Source organism: Rathayibacter sp. PhB1 (assembly GCF_004362935.1).
Taxonomy (GTDB): Bacteria; Actinomycetota; Actinomycetes; order Actinomycetales; family Microbacteriaceae; genus Rathayibacter; species Rathayibacter festucae.
The window spans coordinates 123,302-142,624 of record NZ_SNYD01000002.1 but is presented as its reverse complement, the minus strand read 5'-3'; the positions used below and the strand labels follow the sequence as shown (position 1 = coordinate 142,624).

Sequence of the window (19,323 nt, the reverse complement as noted above, 5' to 3'; positions counted from 1 at the left end):
CGCGACAGGCCGTGCGGGGCTGCTCGACCCGCATGCGGTACGCCCCTGCGGGGCTAGTCGACCAGCTTGCAGAGCGGCGGCGGTGCGCCGTCGCGCCACCGCTCGCCTCGCGGCCGACACGCCGGATGCGCGACGGATGTCGGCCGATCGGGAATGTCGGAGGCGCCTGGCAGTGTTCTGAGTCTCGTACCACCCGTCGCATCGACGTCACCCTGGCGATGCGCCCCCTCACGACGATCCCCTTCACGACCGGAGACGCACCAGTGACCGAGCGCACCCTTCCCGAGACGCGGCCCGCCGCCGCGACCGACACGCCCTCGACGGCGCTCGATCCGCGCAGCCGCCTGGTCATCAGCCTGCTGCTGGTCTCGGCCTTCGTCGTCATCCTCAACGAGACGATCATGAGCGTGGCGCTGCCCGACCTCATGCGCGACTTCGGTGTCGAAGCTCACGTGGGCCAGTGGCTGTCCACCGCGTTCATGCTGACGATGGCGGTCGTCATCCCGATCACCGGCTACCTGATCCAGCGGCTGCACACCCGCACGCTCTTCGCCGCCGCGATGACCCTCTTCAGCCTCGGCACGCTCAGCGCCGCGCTCGCGCCGACCTTCGAGGTCCTGCTGGCCGCGCGCGTCGTGCAGGCCGGCGGCACGGCGATCATGATGCCGCTGTTGATGACCACCGTGATGACCCTCGTGCCGCCGGCGATCCGCGGCCGGATGATGGGCAACATCTCGATCGTCATCTCGGTCGCACCTGCCGTCGGGCCGACGATCTCGGGCGTCATCCTCAACTTCCTCAGCTGGCGCTGGATGTTCTGGATCGTGCTGCCGATCGCCGTCGGCGCGCTCATCCTGGGCCTCCGCAAGGTCGAGAACGTCACCGAGCCGCGGAAGATCCCGATCGACTCGCTCTCCGTCGTCCTCTCGGTCTTCGGCTTCGGCGGGCTGGTCTACGGCCTGAGCAGCCTGGGCGAGGGCGGCGAGGCGATCGTCGCGCCCTGGGTGCCCTTCGTCGTCGCCGGTGTCGCGCTCGCGGCGTTCATCGTCCGCCAGCTGCTGCTGCAGAGGACGGACCGCGCGCTGATGGATCTGCGCACCTTCTCCTCCGGCAACTTCACCGTGGTCATCGTGATGATGGCGGTGAGCATGTCCGCGCTCTTCGGCACGCTGATCCTGCTCCCGCTCTACACGCAGAACGTCCTCGGCCTCACCCCGCTCGAGACCGGCCTGCTGCTGCTCCCCGGCGGGCTGCTGATGGGTCTGCTCGCGCCGTTCGTCGGCCGCGGCTACGACCGCTTCGGCCCGCGGGTGCTGCTGGTGCCCGGCTCGATCATCGTGGCCGGTGCGCTCTGGGGCTACACGACGCTCGACGAGAACTCGGTCTCCTGGTTCATCCTCACCCTGCACGTCGTGCTGAGCCTCGGCCTCGCGCTGGTCTTCACTCCGCTGTTCACCGCCGGCCTCGGCTCGGTGCGCCCCGCGCTCTACTCGCACGGCAGCGCGATCATCGGCACGGTCCAGCAGCTCGGCGGCGCGGCCGGCACGGCGCTGTTCGTCACGGTGCTCTCGGTGCAGTCGGCCGCGCTCGCCCGCGACGGCGTCGACGAGGTCGTCGCCACGGCGGGCGGCATCCACTCCGCGTTCGTCTGGGGAGCCTCGATCGCGACCGCCGCGATCGTCGCCGCCTTCTTCGTGAAGCGCCCCGCCGAGACGGACGGCCCGCGCCCGGTCGTCGCGCACTAGGCCGACCGCCGGTGCTCCGCGTCAGCGCGGGGCACCGGCTGTTCACCTCCGCGACACCGGGTGCCCCTACCGTGGCGCCCCGGCCGACCCGCTCCCGGACGCGCGGCCGGAACGGAGAGCACTCGTGAGCACGGACGCGCATCCTCAGGACCTCCTCGACGCCGGCGCCCTCGCCCCGGCACCGCGCACGCTGATCGACGTCCTCCGCGACACCGCCGAGCGCCACCCCGACGCCTCCGCGCTCGAGGATCCCGCCGGCGCCCTCAGCTACCGGGAGCTGCTCGCCCGCGTCGTCTCCGCCGCCGCCGAGCTGACCGCCGCCGGGGTGCGTCGCGGCGACCGGGTGGGCGTGCGGATGGCGAGCGGCTCGCGCGAGCTCTACCTCGCGATCCTCAGCATCCTCGCCGCCGGCGCCGCCTACGTCCCCGTCGACGCCGACGACCCCGAGGAGCGGGCGCGACTCGTCTTCGGCGAGGCCGCCGTCCGCGGTGTCGTCACCGGCTCCGGCCGCTTCGAGCGCGCCGACGCGGAGCCCGCGCGACTGTTCACCGGGTCGGCACCGCACCCCAGCACCGCCTCGATCCCGCTGCTGCAGCCGCCGACCCTCGAGGACGACGCCTGGATCATCTTCACCTCGGGCTCGACCGGCACGCCGAAGGGCGTCGCCGTCAGCCACCGCTCGGCCGCCGCCTTCGTCGACGCCGAGGCGCGCGTCTTCCTCCAGGCCGAGCCCCTCGGCCCCGGCGACCGCGTGCTCGCGGGCCTCTCGGTCGCCTTCGACGCCTCCTGCGAGGAGATGTGGCTGGCCTGGCGGCACGGCGCCTGCCTCGTGCCCGCGCCGCGCTCGCTCGTGCGCAGCGGGATGGACCTCGGCCCCTGGCTGACGACGCACGGCATCACCGTCGTCTCGACCGTGCCCACCCTCGCCGCGCTCTGGCCCGCCGAGTCGCTCGAGAACGTCCGCCTGCTCATCTTCGGCGGCGAGGCCTGCCCGCCCGAGCTCGGCCAGCGCCTGGCCGTCGACGGCCGCGAGGTCTGGAACACCTACGGCCCGACCGAGGCGACCGTCGTCGCCTGCGCCGCTCCCCTCGGCGGGTCCGGCCCGGTGCGGATCGGCCTGCCGCTGGACGGCTGGCGGCTGGCCGTCGTCGACCCCGAGGGCCGCCGCGTCGGCGAGGGCGAGGTCGGCGAGCTGATCATCGGCGGCGTCGGCCTGGCCCGCTACCTCGACCCGGCGAAGGACGCCGAGAAGTACGCCCCCGCGCCGACGCTGGGCTGGGAGCGCGCCTACCGCTCCGGCGACCTCGTGCGCTTCGAGAGCGCCGGGCTGGTCTTCCAGGGCCGTGCCGACGATCAGGTCAAGCTCGGCGGCCGGCGGATCGAGCTCGGCGAGGTCGAGGCGGCGCTGCAGGGGCTCCCCGGAGTCTCGGGCGCGGCGGCCGCCGTCCGCACCACCGGCGCGGGGATCCAGGTGCTCGTCGGCTACCTCGCCCTCGCCGGCGGTCGTGAGCTGGACCGCGACGTCGCGTTGGCGCGGCTGCGCGAGGAGCTGCCGGCCGCCCTCGTGCCGCTGCTCGCGGTGGTCGACGAGCTGCCGACGCGCGTGTCGGGCAAGGTCGACCGGGCCGCTCTGCCCTGGCCGCTGCCCGAGAGCACCGCAGCCGACCCCGGGCTCGACGCCGGGACCGCCTGGCTCGCCGGACTCTGGCGCGAGGTCCTCGGCGTCCCGGTCGACGAGAGGGCGAACTTCTTCGACCTCGGCGGCGGGTCGCTCGCCGCCGCCCAGCTCGTCGCCCGGATCCGCGAGCAGGACCCCGAGTTCACCGTCGCCGACGTCTACGCGCACCCCCGGCTCGCGGCGATGTCGGCCGAGATCGCGAGTCGCGCGACCGGCGCCGGCGAGGTCTCGAGCCACCGGATCGCCCCGGTCCCGCGCCGGATGCAGGTGCTGCAGACCCTCCTCGGCGCGCCGCTCCTGGTGCTGAGCGGCGCCCGCTGGACGACGGTGGTGCTCACGGTCTGCGCCCTCCTCGACCTCCTGCCCGGCTTCGGCTGGCTGCCCACCGTGCCGCTGCCCGGGCTCGTCGTCGCGTTCGCGCTCTTCTGCACCCCGTTCGGCCGGATGGGCCTCACCGTCCTCGCCGCCCGCGCACTGCTGCGCGGGGTGCGCGCCGGCGACCACCCGCGCGGCGGCGGGGTGCACCTGCGGCTCTGGCTCGCCGAGCGGATCGCCCACCAGCTCGGTGCCGTCAGCCTCGCCGGAGCACCCTGGGTCGCGCACTACGCCCGTGCGCTCGGCGCCCGGATCGCCGACGACGTCGACCTGCACTCGCTGCCGCCGCTCACCGGGATGCTCACCCTCGGCCGCGGCGCCGCCATCGAGCCCGAGGTAGATCTCTCCGGCTACTGGATCGACGGCGACGTCCTGCGGGTCGGCGCGGTCCGCGTCGGCGCCGGCAGCACGGTCGGCGCCCGCAGCACCCTCCTGCCCGGCACCCGCATCGGCAAGAACGCGCAGATCGAGCCCGGCTCCGCGGTCTTCGGCCGGGTGCCGGCCGGCCAGCGCTGGGGCGGCTCGCCGGCGCAGCGCCTCGGCAAGGCGAGCGCGGGCTTCCCCGCCGAGCGGCCGCCGCGTGCGACGCCGTGGGTCTGGGCCTACGCGGTCTCGGCGGTCGGCCTCGCCGCCGTGCCGGTCGTCTCCTTCGCGGCGGGACTCGGCGTGCTCGCCCTCGCCGTGCAGGGCGCAGCGGATCTCGCGGAGGCGCTCCCCCGCGCCGTCGCCGCCCTCGTCCCCGCGGTCGCCGTCACCGGCGTCGTGCTGGCGGGCCTGGTCGTCGTGCTCGTGCGCCTGCTCGGTCGCGGCGTCGAGGCCGGCACGCATCCCGTCCGTGGCCGGATCGGCTGGCAGGTCTGGTCCACGGAGCGCCTGCTCGACCACGCCCGCGCCCTCCTCTTCCCGCTCTACTCCGGCCTGTTCACACCGGTCTGGCTGCGGCTGCTCGGCGCGAAGGTCGGCCGCGACGTCGAGGCCTCGACCGTGCTGCTGCTGCCCGCGATGACCACCATCCGCGACGGCGCCTTCCTCGCCGACGACACCCTCGTCGCCTCCTACGCCCTCGGCGGCGGCTGGATGCGGCTGGCCCGCGCGGAGATCGGCGAGCGCGCCTTCCTCGGCAACTCCGGGATGGCGGCGCCCGGCCACACGGTGCCGGCGGGCGGACTGGTCGCGGTGCTCTCCTCCGCCCCCCGGAAGTCGAAGGCGGGCTCGTCCTGGCTCGGCTCGCCACCGGTGCGGCTGCGGCGCACGGTGGTCGAGGCGGAGTCGGCGCGCACGTTCCGGCCGGCCATGCGCCTCCGCGCCGCCCGGATCGTCTGGGAGCTGCTGCGCTTCGTGCCGGTCGTCGTCTCGATGGCGATCGGCCTCGGCGTCGTCGCGGCCCTGCTGGCACTGGTGCCGGCGACCGGGGCGATCGCGACAGCGGTCGCAGGCGGCGTCGTCCTGCTCGCCGCCGGTGCGGTCGCCGCCGGTGTCTCGACCGCGGCGAAGTGGCTCCTGATCCAGCGCGTCCGCCCGAGCGAGCACCCGCTCTGGTCCTCTTTCGTCTGGCGCAGCGAGCTCGCCGACACCTTCACCGAGATGGTGGCGGCGCCGTGGTTCGCGCACGCCGCGGCCGGAACGCCCGCCCTCGTCTGGTGGCTGCGGAGCCTCGGCGCGCGGATCGGCCGCGGAGTCTGGTGCGACAGCTACTGGCTCCCGGAGGCCGATCTGGTCGATCTGGGCGACGGAGCGACCGTGAACCGGGGCTGCGTCGTGCAGACCCACCTGTTCCATGATCGAATCATGAGCATGGATCTCGTGAGTCTCGACGCCGGCGCGACCCTCGGCCCGCACAGCGTGATCCTCCCCGCCGCGACCATCGCGGCGCACGGCACGGTCGGCCCCGCCTCCCTCGTCATGCGCGGCGAGCTCGTGCCCGCGGGCAGCCGCTGGAGCGGCAACCCGATCGGCCCGTGGCGCGAGGTCCGCGTCGGCGACTACCACGCGCCCGTCGCGTGAGCGACGCGCAGACCGGGCTGGAGACGGCGGGCGACCCGTACCTCCCCGGCATCGGCAACACCGGCTACCGCGTCGAGTCCTACGAGCTCGACCTGGACTACCGGGTCTCGAGCAACCGGCTCGCCGGCCGCGCGACCCTGCGGATCGTCGCGCTGCAGCCGCTGCGCCGCTTCTCGCTCGATCTCAGCCGCCTCCGGGCGACGCGGGTGCGGGTCGCCGGACGCAAGGCGCGCAGCGACCAGGCGGCGCACAAGCTCCGGATCACCCCCGCCGAGCCGCTCGAGGCCGGCGCGAGCGCCGTCGTCGAGATCGAGTACGGCGGGCACCCCGGGCCGCGCGCCAGCCACTGGGGCGAGCTCGGCTGGGAGGAGCTGACCGACGGCGTGCTCGTCGCCTCGCAGCCCTCCGGCGCGTCGACCTGGTACCCCTGCAACGACGACGTCGCCGACAAGGCGACCTACCGGATCCGGGTGAGCGCGGAGGAGGGCTACTCCGTGCTCGCGAACGGCGTGCTGCTCGAGACGAGCGAGCGCTCGGGCCGCCGCACCTGGCTGTACGAGCAGCTGGAGCCGACCGCGAGCTACCTCGCGTCGGTGCAGATCGGCCGCTACGTGCTCGAGGACCGCCTGCTCGCCGGAGTGGCCGTCACGCTCGCGCGCCCGGCCGCGCTGGCCACGCGGGTCGCGCGCGACTTCGCACCGCTCAGCGCCATGCTCGCGTTCTTCTCCCGGGTCTTCGGCCCGTACCCGTTCCGCCAGTACACCGTCGTGGTCACCGCGGACGAGCTGGAGATCCCGCTCGAAGCGCAGGGCATGGCCGTGTTCGGCGCGAACCACGTCGACGGCCGCGGCGGCTCGGAGCGGCTGATCGCCCACGAGCTCGCGCACCAGTGGTTCGGCAACAGCGTCGGCCTCGCCCGCTGGCGGCACATCTGGCTGAACGAGGGCTTCGCCTGCTACGCCGAGTGGCTGTGGTCGGAGGAGTCGGGCGGACTCAGCGCCGACGCCCAGGCCCGCCGGCACCACGCGCTCCTGCGGTTCCAGCGCCAGGACCTCGTGCTGGGCGACCCAGGACCGGTGGACCTCTTCGACGACCGCGTCTACAAGCGGGGCGCGCTGACGCTGCACGCGCTGCGGCTCCGGCTCGGCGACGAGGCGTTCTTCCGGCTCCTGCGCACCTGGACCGCGCGGCACGCGTCCGCCACCGCGAGCGAGGACGACTTCCGCGCGCTCTGCGCCGAGGTCGCCGGCGGCTCGGCGATCGCGGGCGGCACGGCCGTCACGGCGGTCGAATCGCTGCTCGACGCCTGGCTCGTCGACGTGCGGCTGCCGCCGCTACCGGCCGCCCGCTGAGACCAGCGAGTCCTCGAGCGCGTCGCCGTGCTCGCGGCGCCAGCCGATGATCGGACCGGCACCGCCGACGGAGTCGCCCAGCGCGACGCTGACCCGGAGCGACGGGTCGAGGTGCGGCTCGGCGAGCCGGAAGCGCGAGGTGTCGATCCGGGCCTCCGCGGTGAAGCGCGACTCGTGGATCCGGACGCGCCGCGGGTCGACGTCCAGCCCGCGGCCGTCGGCCTTCAGCGCGGCCTCGATGCGGGTCCAGTGCAGGATCGGGTCGGCCGCGCGGAACCCGCCCGTGGCGAACGGAGCGCCGGCGATCCGCGTGATCGCGACGCCGCGCTCGGGCGGACCCGCGACCGGCTCGACGTCGACCCCGACGACGCCCGCGCTGCTGGCCGCGACGACGACCGCGCCCGGGCAGTGCGCGATGCTGACGGAGAGGTGCTCGGCGCCCTCGATCCAGGGGCGCCCGTGCGGACCGCCGCAGCGGGAGCAGCGGGCGGTGACCCGGACCATCGAGGCGGACAGCCCCAGGAGCTCGCCCGCGAGCATGCGCAGCAGGACGCGGCCGAAGACGAAGCGCTCCGCCACCGCCGCCGACCCCGTCGCCCGGTAGCGCTCCCGCTCCGCCGTGCCGAGCAGCGGCAGCAGCCGCTCGGCGTCGAGGCGCTGCTCGTCGAGCGCGAGCCAGCGCAGGTGCACCCCCGGCAGATCGCGCACGCCGTCGTCGTTCCTCATCCCGTCCCCCACGGTCGTGTCCCCCATGATCCCGTTCCCCCGGTCCGGCGCTACTCGGCGGCCCGAGCGGTCGCCGCGTGCTCGCCGCGCTCGTAGACGTCCGCCGCCGAGCCGACGATCAGCGGGTCCGGCCCGAGCGGCGACACGACCTCGTCGTCCCGCCCGTCGTAGTCGTACAGACTCAGCACGTAGCGCATCGCCTCGAGCCGGGCGCGCTTCTTGTCGTTGCTCTTGACGATGGTCCACGGCGCGTCGGCGGTGTCGGTCGCCGCCATCATCGCCTCCTTGGCCGCGGTGTAGTCGTCCCACTTGTCCAGCGAGGCGAGGTCCATCGGCGAGAGCTTCCACTGCCGCACCGGGTCGATCATCCGGATGGTGAACCGGGTGCGCTGCTCCTCGGCCGAGACCGAGAACCAGAGCTTGACCAGGTCGATGCCCTCGCCGACGAGCATGCTCTCGAACAGCGGCGTCTGCCGGACGAACTCGTCGTACTGCTCCGGAGTGCAGAAGCCCATCACGCGCTCGACCCCCGCCCGGTTGTACCAGGAGCGGTCGAACAGCACGATCTCACCCGCGGCGGGCAGGTGCGAGACGTAGCGCTGGAAGTACCACTGCGTGCCCTCCCGCTCGGTCGGCTTCTCGAGCGCGACGACCCGGGCGCCGCGCGGGTTGAGGTGCTCGGTGAAGCGCTTGATGGTGCCGCCCTTGCCCGCGGCGTCGCGCCCCTCGAAGACGACGACCAGGCGCCGGCCGTGCTTCTTGATCCAGTTCTGGAGCTTGAGCAGCTCGATCTGCAGCAGCCGCTTGCCGGCCTCGTACTCCTCGCGCGACATCCGCTCGTCGTACGGGTAGCCCTCGCGCCAGGTGTCGATCTGCGTGCCGTCGCGGCGCAGCAGCACCGGATCGTCGTCGTCCTCGTCGAGCACGACGAGATCGCGGGCGTCCTCGGGCGTGAGCGAGCGGAGCAGCTCGGGCGTCGGCACGAGGGCGCCGTGGGGAGCGGCATCGGGAGTGGCGTCGGGAGCGGCATCGAGGACGGCGTCGGAGCTGAGGGAGCGATCGGAGACGGAGGGCACGGAGCGACGCTAGGGCGCCCGAGCGACGCCGGGGTGAACGGCGGGTGTCCGCCCTCTCGCGCCGGCCGGTCCGGGCGAGGCACGCGCTAGCCGATCAGGTAGACGAAGCCGCGACCCGACCGCGCGATCCGGGACGCGAAGTCCACGGCGCGGTCCAGGTACTGCCCGAGCTGCTCCCCCTCAGGATGCTGCGACAGGCCCTCCTCGAGCTCCTGCCGGAGCGCGAGGAGATCGTCGGCGATCTCGGGGACCTCGCCCGGGAGAACGGCGCGCGTCCACGGGTCCCAGCACATCCCCCGCAGCGAGACCCGGCCCTCCAGCATCCGGTGCGCCGGCCGCGGCGGCTGCCCCGGCGAGCGCGGAGCGGTCAGCGCCTGCAACCCGGACCACGCCCGGTCGAGGCAGAGCATGTCGTCCTCCGGAACCGGCTGCGGCAGGTCGGCGGCCTCGATCGCGGCGCCGTGCGGCATCCCCCAGGCGCCGGCCAGTGCGGTCTCGCCGATCACGCTCCGCGGGTCGGCGAGCGCGCGCTCGGTCAGATCGGCATCGAAGGCGTAAGCGTAATAACGGATTCCCATGCGTCGATGCTGGCGAGGGCCACGCTCGCTCCGGCGCCGGATCCCGAGATCTGGGGAGGGCCGCGCGATCTCGCGGCTGTGGAGGGACGAGCGACCGCTTCTGTTCCCGGACTCGTCTAGGCGTCGAAGGCCGCCGGCGGCAGGTCCGTCTCGCCGTCCTCGACGGCGCGGACGATGCGCGCCGCGACCGACTCCGGCGAGTGCCCCGCGCCGAAGCGCGGAGCCGTGCCCGCCAGCGGGTGCTGCGACAGCGCGGTCTCCGTGTGGCCGGGCCGCGCGTCGAGCAGGAGGACGCCCGACTTCCTGTACTCCCGGGCCGATGCCCGGACGAACGAGTACAGGGCCGCCTTGGAGGCGGAGTACGCCGCGAGACCGGCGGTCGGTGCCTCGGCGACCACCCCGCTGATCGTGACCGCGAAGGGCCGATTCCCGGAGGCGGACAGGGCGGCGAACGACGCCGTGAGCACGCGGATCGGCGCCAGGGCGTTCACGTCGACGAGCTCCTCGAGCACCGCCGGATCGAGTTCGGCCGAGGGGCCGAAGGCGACGACGCCGGCCGCGACGACGACGCCGTCGAGGCGCCCGTGGCGGCGGAGGACCTCGTCCACCAGGCGCTGCGGGGCGTCCTCGCCGAGCAGATCGGCGACGAGCGGCGCGTCGCCGAGGTCGGCGGCGCGGCGCCCGGAGCGGACCACGGTCGCGCCGCGCTGCTCCAGCTCGTCCGCGATCAGCCGCCCGAGGCCGCCGGAGGCACCGAGGACGAGGACGACGGAGCCTTCGAAACGAGTCATGTCCGAAGCGTAGACGGGGGGTCTGGCGCGAATCGCCTCTACCGGGCGGCGAGGGCCGTCAATACGGTGGATCGCATGTCGCGTCCGGACACCTGCGCCGTGCTCCACCGACTGGTGGAGGTCCTCGAGGACCCCGCGCCGATCAACCCGGGGCACGCCCGGCACGTGAGCGGGCTGCTCGCCGGCGCCCTCGACTCCGCCCCGGCGCTCCGCGACTGCGCTGGCGCCCCGGCCCAGCTCGTCGCCTTCGCGACGGAGGACCCGGCGGACGAGAACCCGGCCCTCTGAGCGCACCGACGGCCACCGCGTCACCCGGCACGTCGCCGCCTCGCCCCACTCCTCCGAAGTCGCGGTAGTCGAGCGCGAGTACCGCGACTTCCGCGGACTCGGAGGTGCCTCCGCCTCCCGGCCTCGCTCCACTCCCCGAGAGTTGCGGTAGTCGAGCGCGACTACCGCGACTTCTGCGGAGTCGCGGCCTCCCCCGCCGGGCGGAGGGATGCCGCGGGCCCCTCGTAGACTCGACGGGCCGAGAGAACGGGGACCCGGTGGACGACGAACGCGCCGCACCTGCGGGCTGGTACCGCGATGACGCCCACCCGGGGTCGATGCGCTGGTGGGACGGCACCGCCTGGACCGACGCCCGCCGCTCCGCGGAGGACTCGAAGCCCGGCGACCCGGACGAGCAGGAGAAGCGCAGGCTGCCGGACCCCGCCCCCGAGCACGTCGAGTACCGCCTCCCCCACTCCGCCGGCACCCCCACCGTCGACGCCGTCGACGAGGCGGAGCGGATCGAGGAGATCGCCGCCGTCGTCGGCCGCCCTCTGCGCGTGGGCGAGATCTCGGACCAGATCCTCGACGTCGTCCTCGTGCCCGAGCCGGACCACCCCACCGGCACTCCCGCCGTCTCGGTCCGGGCCGGCGGACGCGTGATCGGCTACCTCCCCGACGCCTACCGCCGCTCCCCCGCGCTTCCCGGGCTCTACCGCGTGGTCGCGAGTCGCGCCGCCCCCAGCACCACCGCCCGGCTCCGCGCCGAGCGGACGGAGGAGGGACTGCGCGCCTCCGTCACGGTCGCCCTCGTCGCCCCCGAGCTGCTGATCCCGCTCAACGCTCCGCCCCAGGAGCGCTACTCGATCCTGCCCTGGGGCCGTGCCCTGCAGGTGCAGCGCGAGGACGAGCACTTCGTCCGTCTGGCCGGCGTGGTCCCCGAGGGCGGCCGCGGGCTCCTCCTCGTGACGCTCCACCCCGTCGGCGGCCTCGTGGAGATCCGCCTCGACGGCGACCGCGTGGGCGAGCTGACCGCGGCGATGTCCGAGCAGTTCGCGCCCACGCTCCGCCACCTCGCCGGCCTCGGCCTCACCGCCGTCGCCTACTGCTCGCTCCAGGGCTCGCCGCTGAAAGCCGAGCTGACGCTGCAGGCGGCCCGGGCCGCCGAGCTGCCCGCGGACTGGGTCGACGGCCGCCCGGCGACCCTCCCCCACCTGATCCCCGGCGCCACGGAGGCACCGCCCGCCTACGTAGCGCCGCTGCGCCCGACCCCGCGCACCTCGGAGGCCGTGGCCCGGTCCACCCGCCGCACCGTCGCCTGGGTCGTCGTCGGCGTCTGCACGCTGGTCGGCCTCTCCAGCTGGATCATCGGCGACATCCTCAACTGAGGCTCGGCACGTCGGCCGACGCGGCCCTCCGGCACGCGGAAACACCTCCGGCTCGCCGGATCATCTAGATCCTGCGAGCCGGAGGCCGTTCCGCGAGCCGGAGCCCGGCGAAGCGTCAGACGTTGAAGCGGAACTCCACCACGTCGCCGTCCTGCATCACGTAGTCCTTGCCCTCGATGCGGGCCTTGCCCTTGGCGCGGGCCTCGGCGATGGAGCCGGTCTCGACGAGGTCGTCGAACGAGATGATCTCGGCCTTGATGAAGCCCTTCTGGAAGTCGGTGTGGATCACGCCGGCCGCCTGCGGGGCGGTCCAGCCCTTGCCGATCGTCCAGGCGCGCGTCTCCTTCGGGCCCGCCGTGAGGTAGGTCTGCAGGCCGAGGGTGTCGAAGCCGATGGACGCGAGCTGGTTGAGGCCCGACTCGGTCTGGCCGGTGGACTCGAGCATCTCCGCGGCGTCCGCCTCGTCGAGGTCGATCAGCTCGGACTCGATCTTGGCGTCGAGGAAGATCGCGTGCGCCGGAGCGACCAGCGCGGCCAGCTCGGCCTTGCGCGCGTCGTCGGTCAGCACGGCCTCGTCGACGTTGAAGACGTAGATGAAGGGCTTCGCGGTGAGCAGGCCCAGCTCGCGGATCGGCTCGAGCTCGATCGAGGACGCCGAGAGCGGCTTGCCGGAGTCGAGGAACTCGCGCGCCTTCTTCGCCGTCTCGAGCACGATCGGCTCGATCTTCTTCCCCTTCAGCTCCTTCTCGTAGCGCGCCTCGGCCTTCTCGAGGGTCTGCAGATCGGCGAGGACGAGCTCGGTGTTGATCGTCTCCATGTCGCTCGCGGCGTCGACCTTGCCGTCGACGTGCACGACGTCGGCGTCCTCGAAGCCGCGGATGACCTGCGCGATCGCGTCGGCCTCGCGGATGTTGGCGAGGAACTTGTTGCCCAGGCCCTCGCCCTCCGACGCGCCGCGAACGATGCCGGCGATGTCGACGAACGACACGGGCGCGGGGAGGATGCGCTCGGACCCGAAGATGCCGGCGAGCACCTCGAGGCGGGAGTCGGGCAGGTTCACGACTCCGACGTTGGGCTCGATCGTCGCGAACGGGTAGTTCGCGGCGAGCACCGTGTTCTTGGTCAGCGCGTTGAAGAGCGTCGACTTGCCGACGTTGGGGAGTCCGACGATTGCGATAGTGAGAGCCACGGGCATCCATCCTACGGCGTGGTCGCGGGGGCGCCGCGTGCCGGTCCCGGCGGCGTCGGAGGTGCGTGAGAGGGTGAAGTCGTGCCCATCGACTTCACCGCCATCGACTTCGAGACCGCCAATTCGCACGGAGCGTCCGCCTGCTCGGTCGGGCTGGTGAAGGTCCGCGACGGCCGCGTCGTGGACCGCGCGGGCTGGCTCATCCGCCCGCCCTACGGCTACGACGACTTCCTCGAGTGGAACACCCGCATCCACGGCATCCGCAAGCACGACGTGCACGGCGCGGCCTCCTGGGTCGAGCAGTTCGCCGACCTCGTCGCCTTCGCCGGCGAGGACGTCTTCGTCGCCCACAACGCCGGCTTCGACATGAGCGTCATCCGCGCCGCCTGCGCCGCGACCGCTCTCGAGCTCCCCGCCTACGACTACCTCTGCTCGCTCCAGCTCGCCCGCAGGACCTACCAGCTCGAGTCCTACCGCCTGCCGTCCGTCGCGTTCGCCGCCGGCTACGACGACTTCCGTCACCACGACGCCTCGGCCGACGCCGAGGCCTGCGCCGCGATCGTGGTGCACGCCGCCCGCCGGCACGGGGCCGGGAGCCTGGCCGAGCTCGGCGAGCTGGCCGGAGTCTCGGTCAAGCGCCTGCGGCCGAAGGCGCCGGTCGCCGCCTGACGCCCGGGCCGGCGATCCGAGAGCCCCTGCTACTCACTCCCCCGCGCGCGGGTCGCCGAACCAGTTGCTGAAGATGCGCCAGAAGTTGCGGTTACCGTAGGCCGAGCACGCGTCGCCCGAGCCGTAGAGGTTCGCCAGCGCCGCGGCGTTCGGCTGATACGGCGTGTAGTAGTAGAGCCCCGCCGTCGCCGCGTTCTCGATCCGCACCGGAGCGGTCCCGCAGGCGGCGTCGGGCGAGTACTGGATCTCGCTGGTCTCGCCGACCGGGTACCAGTCGAAGCTGCTGTCGGGGTTCCGGTAGCGCTGGAACTGCCAGGCCGCGCCGTAGACCTGGCCGAAGAAGCCGAAGTAGTCGCTGTCGCAGTCCGCCGTGTCCGGGCAGCCGTAGCCAGTGGCGCTGCGGAACTGCCGCTCGCTCGGCGCGCTGTCGGTCACCAGCGACTGCTCCTTCTGCAGCAGTGTCAGCAGCACGGCGGGGCTGACGTCGCAGGCGCCCGCGACCGCGCTGACGATCTCCGCGGCGGAGACGTCCTGCCCGCCGAGGTACGCGTCGCACTGCTCGGCGGCGGCGACGTCGCCGGTGTCCTCGGCGTAGTCGCGCAGGCAGGGGACGTCGGTCCCGGCGCAGGAGGGCACCCGCGCGTTCAGGAACGCCTGCACGGTCAGCGGGCCGAGCGCGCCGCCGTCGAAGAAGACCTCGTCCGAGACGATGTCGCCCGGATCGAAGCCGGACTCGTCCACGCCGCCGGCCAGGTCCGTCCACATCCGGATGCCGGGCACCTCGGTTGCGGGAGCGGCCGCGGCGCTCAGGTCCGAGGCTCCGGTGAGCAGCAGCACGACCGCGAGGGCGGCGAGGGCCGCCGTCCCTCCGCGGCGCCGTCGGACGGCGGACGGGGAGGCGGCGGCCGGTGAGGGATCGGCCGGGCTCATCCCTCCACGCTAGCGGCCGGGCGCCGGACGGTCCGCCGCAGGGCGCGAGCCGCGCGGCAGCGTCCGATCGCGTGGCCGGCGCCCCGCGAACCGGTGGAGGACACTCCGTCGAGCACCTCTCCCGGGGCGCAGAGCGGCCGCTCCGGAGCGCCGCCGCTCGGATGTCGGAGGTCCGTGGTCTCCTCGGCGCATGGAACTCAGCTTCGTCCTCGGCCTCGCGGTCGGCGCGCTCCTCGCCGCCGTCGTCGCCGTGCTGCTCGCCCGCGCCCGCACTCCCGACACCGCGCTCGCCCTGGAGCTCGCCACCGCGCAGGCGCGGGCCGAGGGGCTCGAGGAGCGGCACGAGTCCGTGGTCGAGCAGCACCGCGAGCACCTCGGCTCCGCCCGCGACCAGATCCGCGAGCTGCAGGAGCAGCTGCGGGTCGTCGCCGAGCGCGAGCGCCACGACGCGCGGATCCTGCAGACGCTCTCCCCCGTCGCCGAGAGCCTGCGCGGGATGCAGGAGTCGGTGCGCCGCCTCGAGAGCGAGCGCGCCGCGCAGTTCGGCGCCATCACCGAGCAGCTGGAGGGGCAGCGGCTCGCCGGGGAGAGGCTCCGCTCGACCACCGAGACGCTCGCCTCGGCGCTGCGCTCGAGCGCCAGCCGGGGTGCGTGGGGCGAGACGCAGCTGCGCAACGTGGTGGAGGCGGCCGGGCTGACCCAGCGGGTCGACTTCGACGTGCAGTTCGGCCTGGAGGGCGAGGGCGGGAGGGGCCGCGCCGACATGGTCGTGCGCCTGCCCGGCGGCAAGGCGATCGCCGTGGATGCCAAGGTGCCGTTCGACGCGTACCTCGAGGCGAGCGCGATCCCCGCGGGGGCGGGGGCCGAGGAGGAGGCGCGGCGTGCCGGGCTGCTGCGCGCGCACGTGCGCGCCCTCCGCGGGCACATCGACGCCCTCGCCGGCCGCGCCTACTGGACCGGGCTGCCGGCGAGCCCGGAGTTCGTCATCGCGTTCATCCCCAGCGAGCCGCTGCTCGCCAGCGCGCTCGACGCCGACCCGACGCTGCTGGAGTACGCGTTCCGCAAGCGGGTCGCCCTCGCCTCGCCGGTGACGCTCTGGTCGGTGCTGAAGACCGTCGCCTACACCTGGCAGCAGGACGTGCTGACCGACGACGCGAAGCGGCTGCTCGACCTCGGCAAGACGCTCTACGCCCGCCTCGCCACCCTCGCCGACCACGCCGAGGGGCTGCGCCGCTCGATCGAGAAGACGGTCGACTCCTACAACGCCTTCGCCGGCTCGCTCGAGACCCGCGTCCTCGTCACCGCGCGCCAGTTCGACACCCTCGACGAGTCCCGCGTGATCGCGCCGGCCGGCGGCGTCACGACGTCGCCGCGCCGCCTGACGGCCGTCGAGCTCCTCGCCCCGGACGAGCGCACGGCCTGAGCCGCCGGGTCTCGATACGCCGCTCCGCGACTACTCGACCAGCATGGGACGCGTCGACGTCGTACGACCGCACGCGCCGTGCATGCAGCGGCCGAGCGCGCCGTCCATGCTGATCGAGTAGCGCCCCCGGGGCGCGTATCGAGATCCACCCACGGATGAACGCGGGTCTCGATACGCCGCTGCGCGGCTACTCGACCAGCATGTGGGCGCCGCTCCGCGGCTACTCGACCAGCATGGGTGCGCCGCTCCGCGGCTACTCGACCGGCGTGTGGCGGCCTCGGCCTAGACCCACTTCTCCGCGAGGTGCTGGGCCGTCACGCGGCGGATCGTGCCCGAGCGCGAGCGCAGGACGATCGACTCGGTGGTGATGATGTGGCCCTCCTTGCGGACGCCCTTCACCAGCCCGCCGTTGGTGACGCCGGTGGCGACGAAGTAGGTGTTGTCGCTGCGGACCAGGTCGTTCGCGTGCAGGACGCGGTCGAGGTCGTGGCCGGCGTCGATCGCGCGCTGGCGCTCGTCGTCGTCCTTGGGGCGGAGGATGCCCTGGATCACGCCGCCGAGCGCGCGGATCGCGCACGCGGTGATGATGCCCTCGGGCGTCCCACCGGTGCCGACGCACATGTCGACCCGCGAGTCGTGCCGAGCGGCGTTGATGCCGCCTGCGACGTCGCCGTCGAGCAGCAGCCGCGTGCCGGCGCCCGCCGCGCGGATGTCGTCGATCAGCTGCGCGTGCCGCGGGCGGTCGAGCACCGCGATCCGCATCTCGTCGACGGGCTTGCGCTTGGCCCGCGCGAGCGCGCGGATGTTCTCGCCGATCGGGCGCTCGATGTCGATGATCCCCACGCCCTCGGGCCCGGTGACGATCTTCTCCATGTAGAACACGGCGGACGGGTCGAACATCGCCCCGCGGTCCGCGACGGCGATCATCGACAGCGCGTTCTGCCGGCCCGCCGCGGTCAGCGACGTTCCGTCGATCGGGTCGACGGCGATGTCGGCGGCCGGCCCGGAGCCGTTGCCGACGTGCTCGCCGTTGTAGAGCATCGGCGCGTTGTCCTTCTCGCCCTCGCCGATGACGACGACCCCGTCGAAGTTCACGGTGCCGAGGAAGGTGCGCATCGCGTCGACGGCTGCGCCGTCGGCGGCGTTCTTGTCGCCCTTGCCGATGAAGGGGACGGCGCGGATCGCCGCCGCCTCGGTGGCTCGGACGAGCTCCATGCCGAGGTTGCGGTCCGGGTGGAGGTAGAGCGAGTCGTGGTCGATATCGGTCACAGCGCGGAGTCCTTCGCGTTCGAGTTCGTGCAGACGGCGTCGTCGCAGGACCCGCGGAGCGGATCCCCATCCCAGGGCGAAGCCTATCGGAGGCGTGCCCCGCGCCCGGGGGATGCCCCGCAGCCGCCTCGCTAGACTCGACGCCGACGCGGGCCTCGCCCGACCCCCTCCCGTTCATCCGTCAAAGGAGATGCCATGCCCGTCGCTACCCCGGACCAGTACGCAGAGATGCTCGACAAGGCGAAGAAGGGCGGCTTCGCGTACCCCGCGTTCAACGTCTCCTCCTCGCAGACCATCAACTCGGTGCTGCAGGGCCTGTCCGAGGCCGGCTCGGACGGCATCATCCAGGTCACGACCGGAGGCGCCGACTACTTCGCCGGCCACACGGTCAAGAACCGCGCCGCCGGAGCGATCGCCTTCGCGAAGTTCGCCACCGAGGTCGCCAAGAACTACCCGGTCACGGTCGCGCTGCACACCGACCACTGCCCGCAGAACGCGCTCGAGGGCTTCGTCTACCCGCTGATCGCCGCCTCCGAGGAGGAGGTCAAGGCCGGTCGCGAGCCGCTCTTCCAGTCGCACATGTGGGACGGCTCGGCCGTGCCCCTCGACGAGAACCTGAAGATCGCCCAGGAGATCCTGCCGCGCGTGAAGGCGATCAACGCGATCCTCGAGGTCGAGATCGGCGTCGTCGGCGGCGAGGAGGACGGCGTCTCGCACGACATCAACGAGCACCTCTACACCACGCTCGACGACGCGATCGCGACCGTCGAGGCCCTCGGCTTCGGCGAGCAGGGCCGCTACATGGCCGCGCTGACCTTCGGCAACGTCCACGGCGTCTACAAGCCCGGCAACGTGCGCCTGCGCCCCGAGCTGCTCCGCGAGATCCAGGACGGCCTGCAGAAGAAGTACGGCACCGAGGCCCTCCCGCTCGACCTCGTCTTCCACGGCGGCTCCGGCTCGACCGACGAGGAGATCGCCGAGGCTGTCCGCAACGGCGTCGTGAAGATGAACATCGACACCGACACCCAGTACGCCTTCAGCCGCTCGGTCGCCGACACCGTGCTGAAGAACTACGACGGCTTCCTCAAGGTCGACGGCGAGGTCGGCAACAAGAAGGTCTACGACCCGCGCTCGTGGGGCAAGATCGCCGAGTCCGCCATGGCCGTCCGCGTCGCCGAGGCGACCCGCCAGCTCGGCTCCGCCGGCCACTCCGGGAAGTAGGGCACCGCTCCGTGACGAACGCACACGACCAGCCGAGCGGCTCCCCGCGCCCGGAACCGCAGTACGGCGAGTACGCGCCGCCCGGCTGGTCGTGGACGCCTCCGGAGGACGCCGTCGTCGTCCCCGACCCGCGAGGGTCCGAGACCGACCCGCGGCCCGCCACCGCGCCGTCGGCGAGGACCGTCGCGCACCCCGTCGACCGGCTGATCACGATCATCCTGCTGGCGCTCGGCGTCTTCTTCGCCGTGCCGACGCTGCTCGACCCGTCGAGCTTCGCCACCACGCTCTCCGAGCTCTACACGAGCCAGGGCATCGGCACCTACGCCTCCCCCGAACTCGCCCGCACCCTCGGGCTGGTCGTGGCGCTCGCGCAGGCGCTGATCGTCGCGTTCGCGGTCTGGATCTCGATCCGCCGGCTGTGGGCCGGCAAGCGCGCCGTGCTGGTGCCGATCCTGGGGATCGTCGCGACGGTCGTGCTCTCGCTGACGGTCGCGGCCATCGCCATCCTCGGCGACCCGACCTTCGCCGACTACGTCTCGCGGATGTCCGCCGGGACCGGCACGGACGTCTAGCGCCCGGACCCGCTCACGCGAGAAGGCCGCCCTCCCTCGGGAGCGGCGGCCTTCTCGGCGTTCTGCGTGC

The 19,323-nt window shown here is 73.5% G+C and carries 16 protein-coding genes; 9 read left to right on the top strand and 7 right to left on the bottom strand.

Features of this window, described 5'->3' with window-relative positions; translation table 11 throughout:
* Positions 1-218 precede the first annotated feature (218 nt).
* The 3 genes from EDF17_RS04870 to EDF17_RS04860 all read left to right on the top strand — a co-directional run bounded on the left by EDF17_RS04870 (position 219) and on the right by EDF17_RS04860 (position 7,154).
* The gene (locus EDF17_RS04870) at positions 219-1,745 is read left to right on the top strand and encodes a DHA2 family efflux MFS transporter permease subunit (RefSeq protein WP_123445433.1); all 1,527 of its coding nucleotides are present in this window, start codon (positions 219-221) and stop codon (positions 1,743-1,745) included.
* 124 nt (positions 1,746-1,869) lie between these two features.
* Positions 1,870-5,802: a Pls/PosA family non-ribosomal peptide synthetase gene (locus EDF17_RS04865; RefSeq protein ID WP_123445432.1), complete on the top strand. Its 3,933-nt coding sequence runs from the start codon at positions 1,870-1,872 to the stop codon at positions 5,800-5,802.
* On the top strand, positions 5,799-7,154 hold the full coding sequence (locus tag EDF17_RS04860) for a M1 family metallopeptidase (RefSeq protein ID WP_243732791.1): 1,356 nt from the start codon (positions 5,799-5,801) through the stop codon (positions 7,152-7,154). The genes EDF17_RS04865 and EDF17_RS04860 overlap by 4 nt, the downstream gene beginning before the upstream one ends.
* Here EDF17_RS04860 and EDF17_RS04855 read toward each other — a convergent pair.
* The 4 genes from EDF17_RS04855 to EDF17_RS04840 all read right to left on the bottom strand — a co-directional run bounded on the left by EDF17_RS04855 (position 7,137) and on the right by EDF17_RS04840 (position 10,325).
* The gene (locus tag EDF17_RS04855; RefSeq protein ID WP_123445431.1) at positions 7,137-7,880 is read right to left on the bottom strand and encodes a hypothetical protein; all 744 of its coding nucleotides are present in this window, start codon (positions 7,878-7,880) and stop codon (positions 7,137-7,139) included. The two genes, EDF17_RS04860 and EDF17_RS04855, sit on opposite strands and share 18 nt — an antisense overlap.
* A gap of 50 nt (positions 7,881-7,930) precedes the next feature.
* The gene (gene ppk2 / locus EDF17_RS04850; protein ID WP_243599280.1) at positions 7,931-8,806 is read right to left on the bottom strand and encodes a polyphosphate kinase 2; all 876 of its coding nucleotides are present in this window, start codon (positions 8,804-8,806) and stop codon (positions 7,931-7,933) included.
* Between the two features lie 236 nt (positions 8,807-9,042).
* Positions 9,043-9,534 carry a DUF1877 domain-containing protein gene (locus EDF17_RS04845; protein ID WP_123445430.1) on the bottom strand — a complete coding sequence of 164 codons (492 nt, stop codon included), beginning with the start codon at positions 9,532-9,534 and terminating at the stop codon, positions 9,043-9,045.
* Positions 9,535-9,650: 116 nt separating this feature from the next.
* Complete coding sequence (locus EDF17_RS04840) at positions 9,651-10,325, bottom strand: SDR family NAD(P)-dependent oxidoreductase (RefSeq protein WP_123445429.1); 675 nt, start codon at positions 10,323-10,325, stop codon at positions 9,651-9,653.
* Positions 10,326-10,400: 75 nt separating this feature from the next.
* On the opposite strand from EDF17_RS04840, the gene EDF17_RS04835 reads away from it, so the two are divergent.
* A complete protein-coding gene (locus tag EDF17_RS04835) occupies positions 10,401-10,613 on the top strand; it encodes a hypothetical protein (RefSeq protein ID WP_123445428.1) in 213 nt (70 codons plus the stop codon).
* 257 nt (positions 10,614-10,870) lie between these two features.
* Positions 10,871-11,980 carry a DUF2510 domain-containing protein gene (locus tag EDF17_RS20110; RefSeq protein WP_185019951.1) on the top strand — a complete coding sequence of 370 codons (1,110 nt, stop codon included), beginning with the start codon at positions 10,871-10,873 and terminating at the stop codon, positions 11,978-11,980.
* A 115-nt stretch (positions 11,981-12,095) separates the two neighbouring features.
* Here EDF17_RS20110 and ychF read toward each other — a convergent pair whose 3' ends face one another.
* The gene (gene ychF, locus EDF17_RS04825) at positions 12,096-13,169 is read right to left on the bottom strand and encodes a redox-regulated ATPase YchF (protein ID WP_123445427.1); all 1,074 of its coding nucleotides are present in this window, start codon (positions 13,167-13,169) and stop codon (positions 12,096-12,098) included.
* 81 nt (positions 13,170-13,250) lie between these two features.
* On the opposite strand from ychF, the gene EDF17_RS04820 reads away from it, so the two are divergent.
* A complete protein-coding gene (locus EDF17_RS04820; protein WP_123445426.1) occupies positions 13,251-13,838 on the top strand; it encodes an exonuclease domain-containing protein in 588 nt (195 codons plus the stop codon).
* Between the two features lie 33 nt (positions 13,839-13,871).
* Here EDF17_RS04820 and EDF17_RS04815 read toward each other — a convergent pair whose 3' ends face one another.
* The gene (locus tag EDF17_RS04815) at positions 13,872-14,768 is read right to left on the bottom strand and encodes a hemagglutinin (RefSeq protein ID WP_123445425.1); all 897 of its coding nucleotides are present in this window, start codon (positions 14,766-14,768) and stop codon (positions 13,872-13,874) included.
* Positions 14,769-14,958: 190 nt separating this feature from the next.
* Between EDF17_RS04815 and EDF17_RS04810 the strand changes: the two genes are divergently transcribed.
* Complete coding sequence (locus tag EDF17_RS04810; protein WP_208110573.1) at positions 14,959-16,191, top strand: DNA recombination protein RmuC; 1,233 nt, start codon at positions 14,959-14,961, stop codon at positions 16,189-16,191.
* Between the two features lie 282 nt (positions 16,192-16,473).
* On the opposite strand, the gene glpX is transcribed toward EDF17_RS04810, so the two are convergent.
* Entirely contained in the window at positions 16,474-17,406 is a 933-nt protein-coding gene (gene glpX, locus EDF17_RS04805; RefSeq protein ID WP_123445977.1) for a class II fructose-bisphosphatase, read from the bottom strand.
* Between the two features lie 249 nt (positions 17,407-17,655).
* Here glpX and fbaA point away from each other — a divergent pair, with 249 nt between their 5' ends.
* Together fbaA and EDF17_RS04795 are read left to right on the top strand one after the other, a co-directional pair.
* A complete protein-coding gene (fbaA, locus tag EDF17_RS04800; protein ID WP_123445424.1) occupies positions 17,656-18,681 on the top strand; it encodes a class II fructose-bisphosphate aldolase in 1,026 nt (341 codons plus the stop codon).
* 11 nt (positions 18,682-18,692) lie between these two features.
* Positions 18,693-19,253, top strand: a complete 561-nt coding sequence (locus EDF17_RS04795) for a DUF6264 family protein (protein ID WP_123445423.1) — start codon at positions 18,693-18,695, stop codon at positions 19,251-19,253.
* The last annotated feature ends 70 nt before the right edge of the window (positions 19,254-19,323 follow it).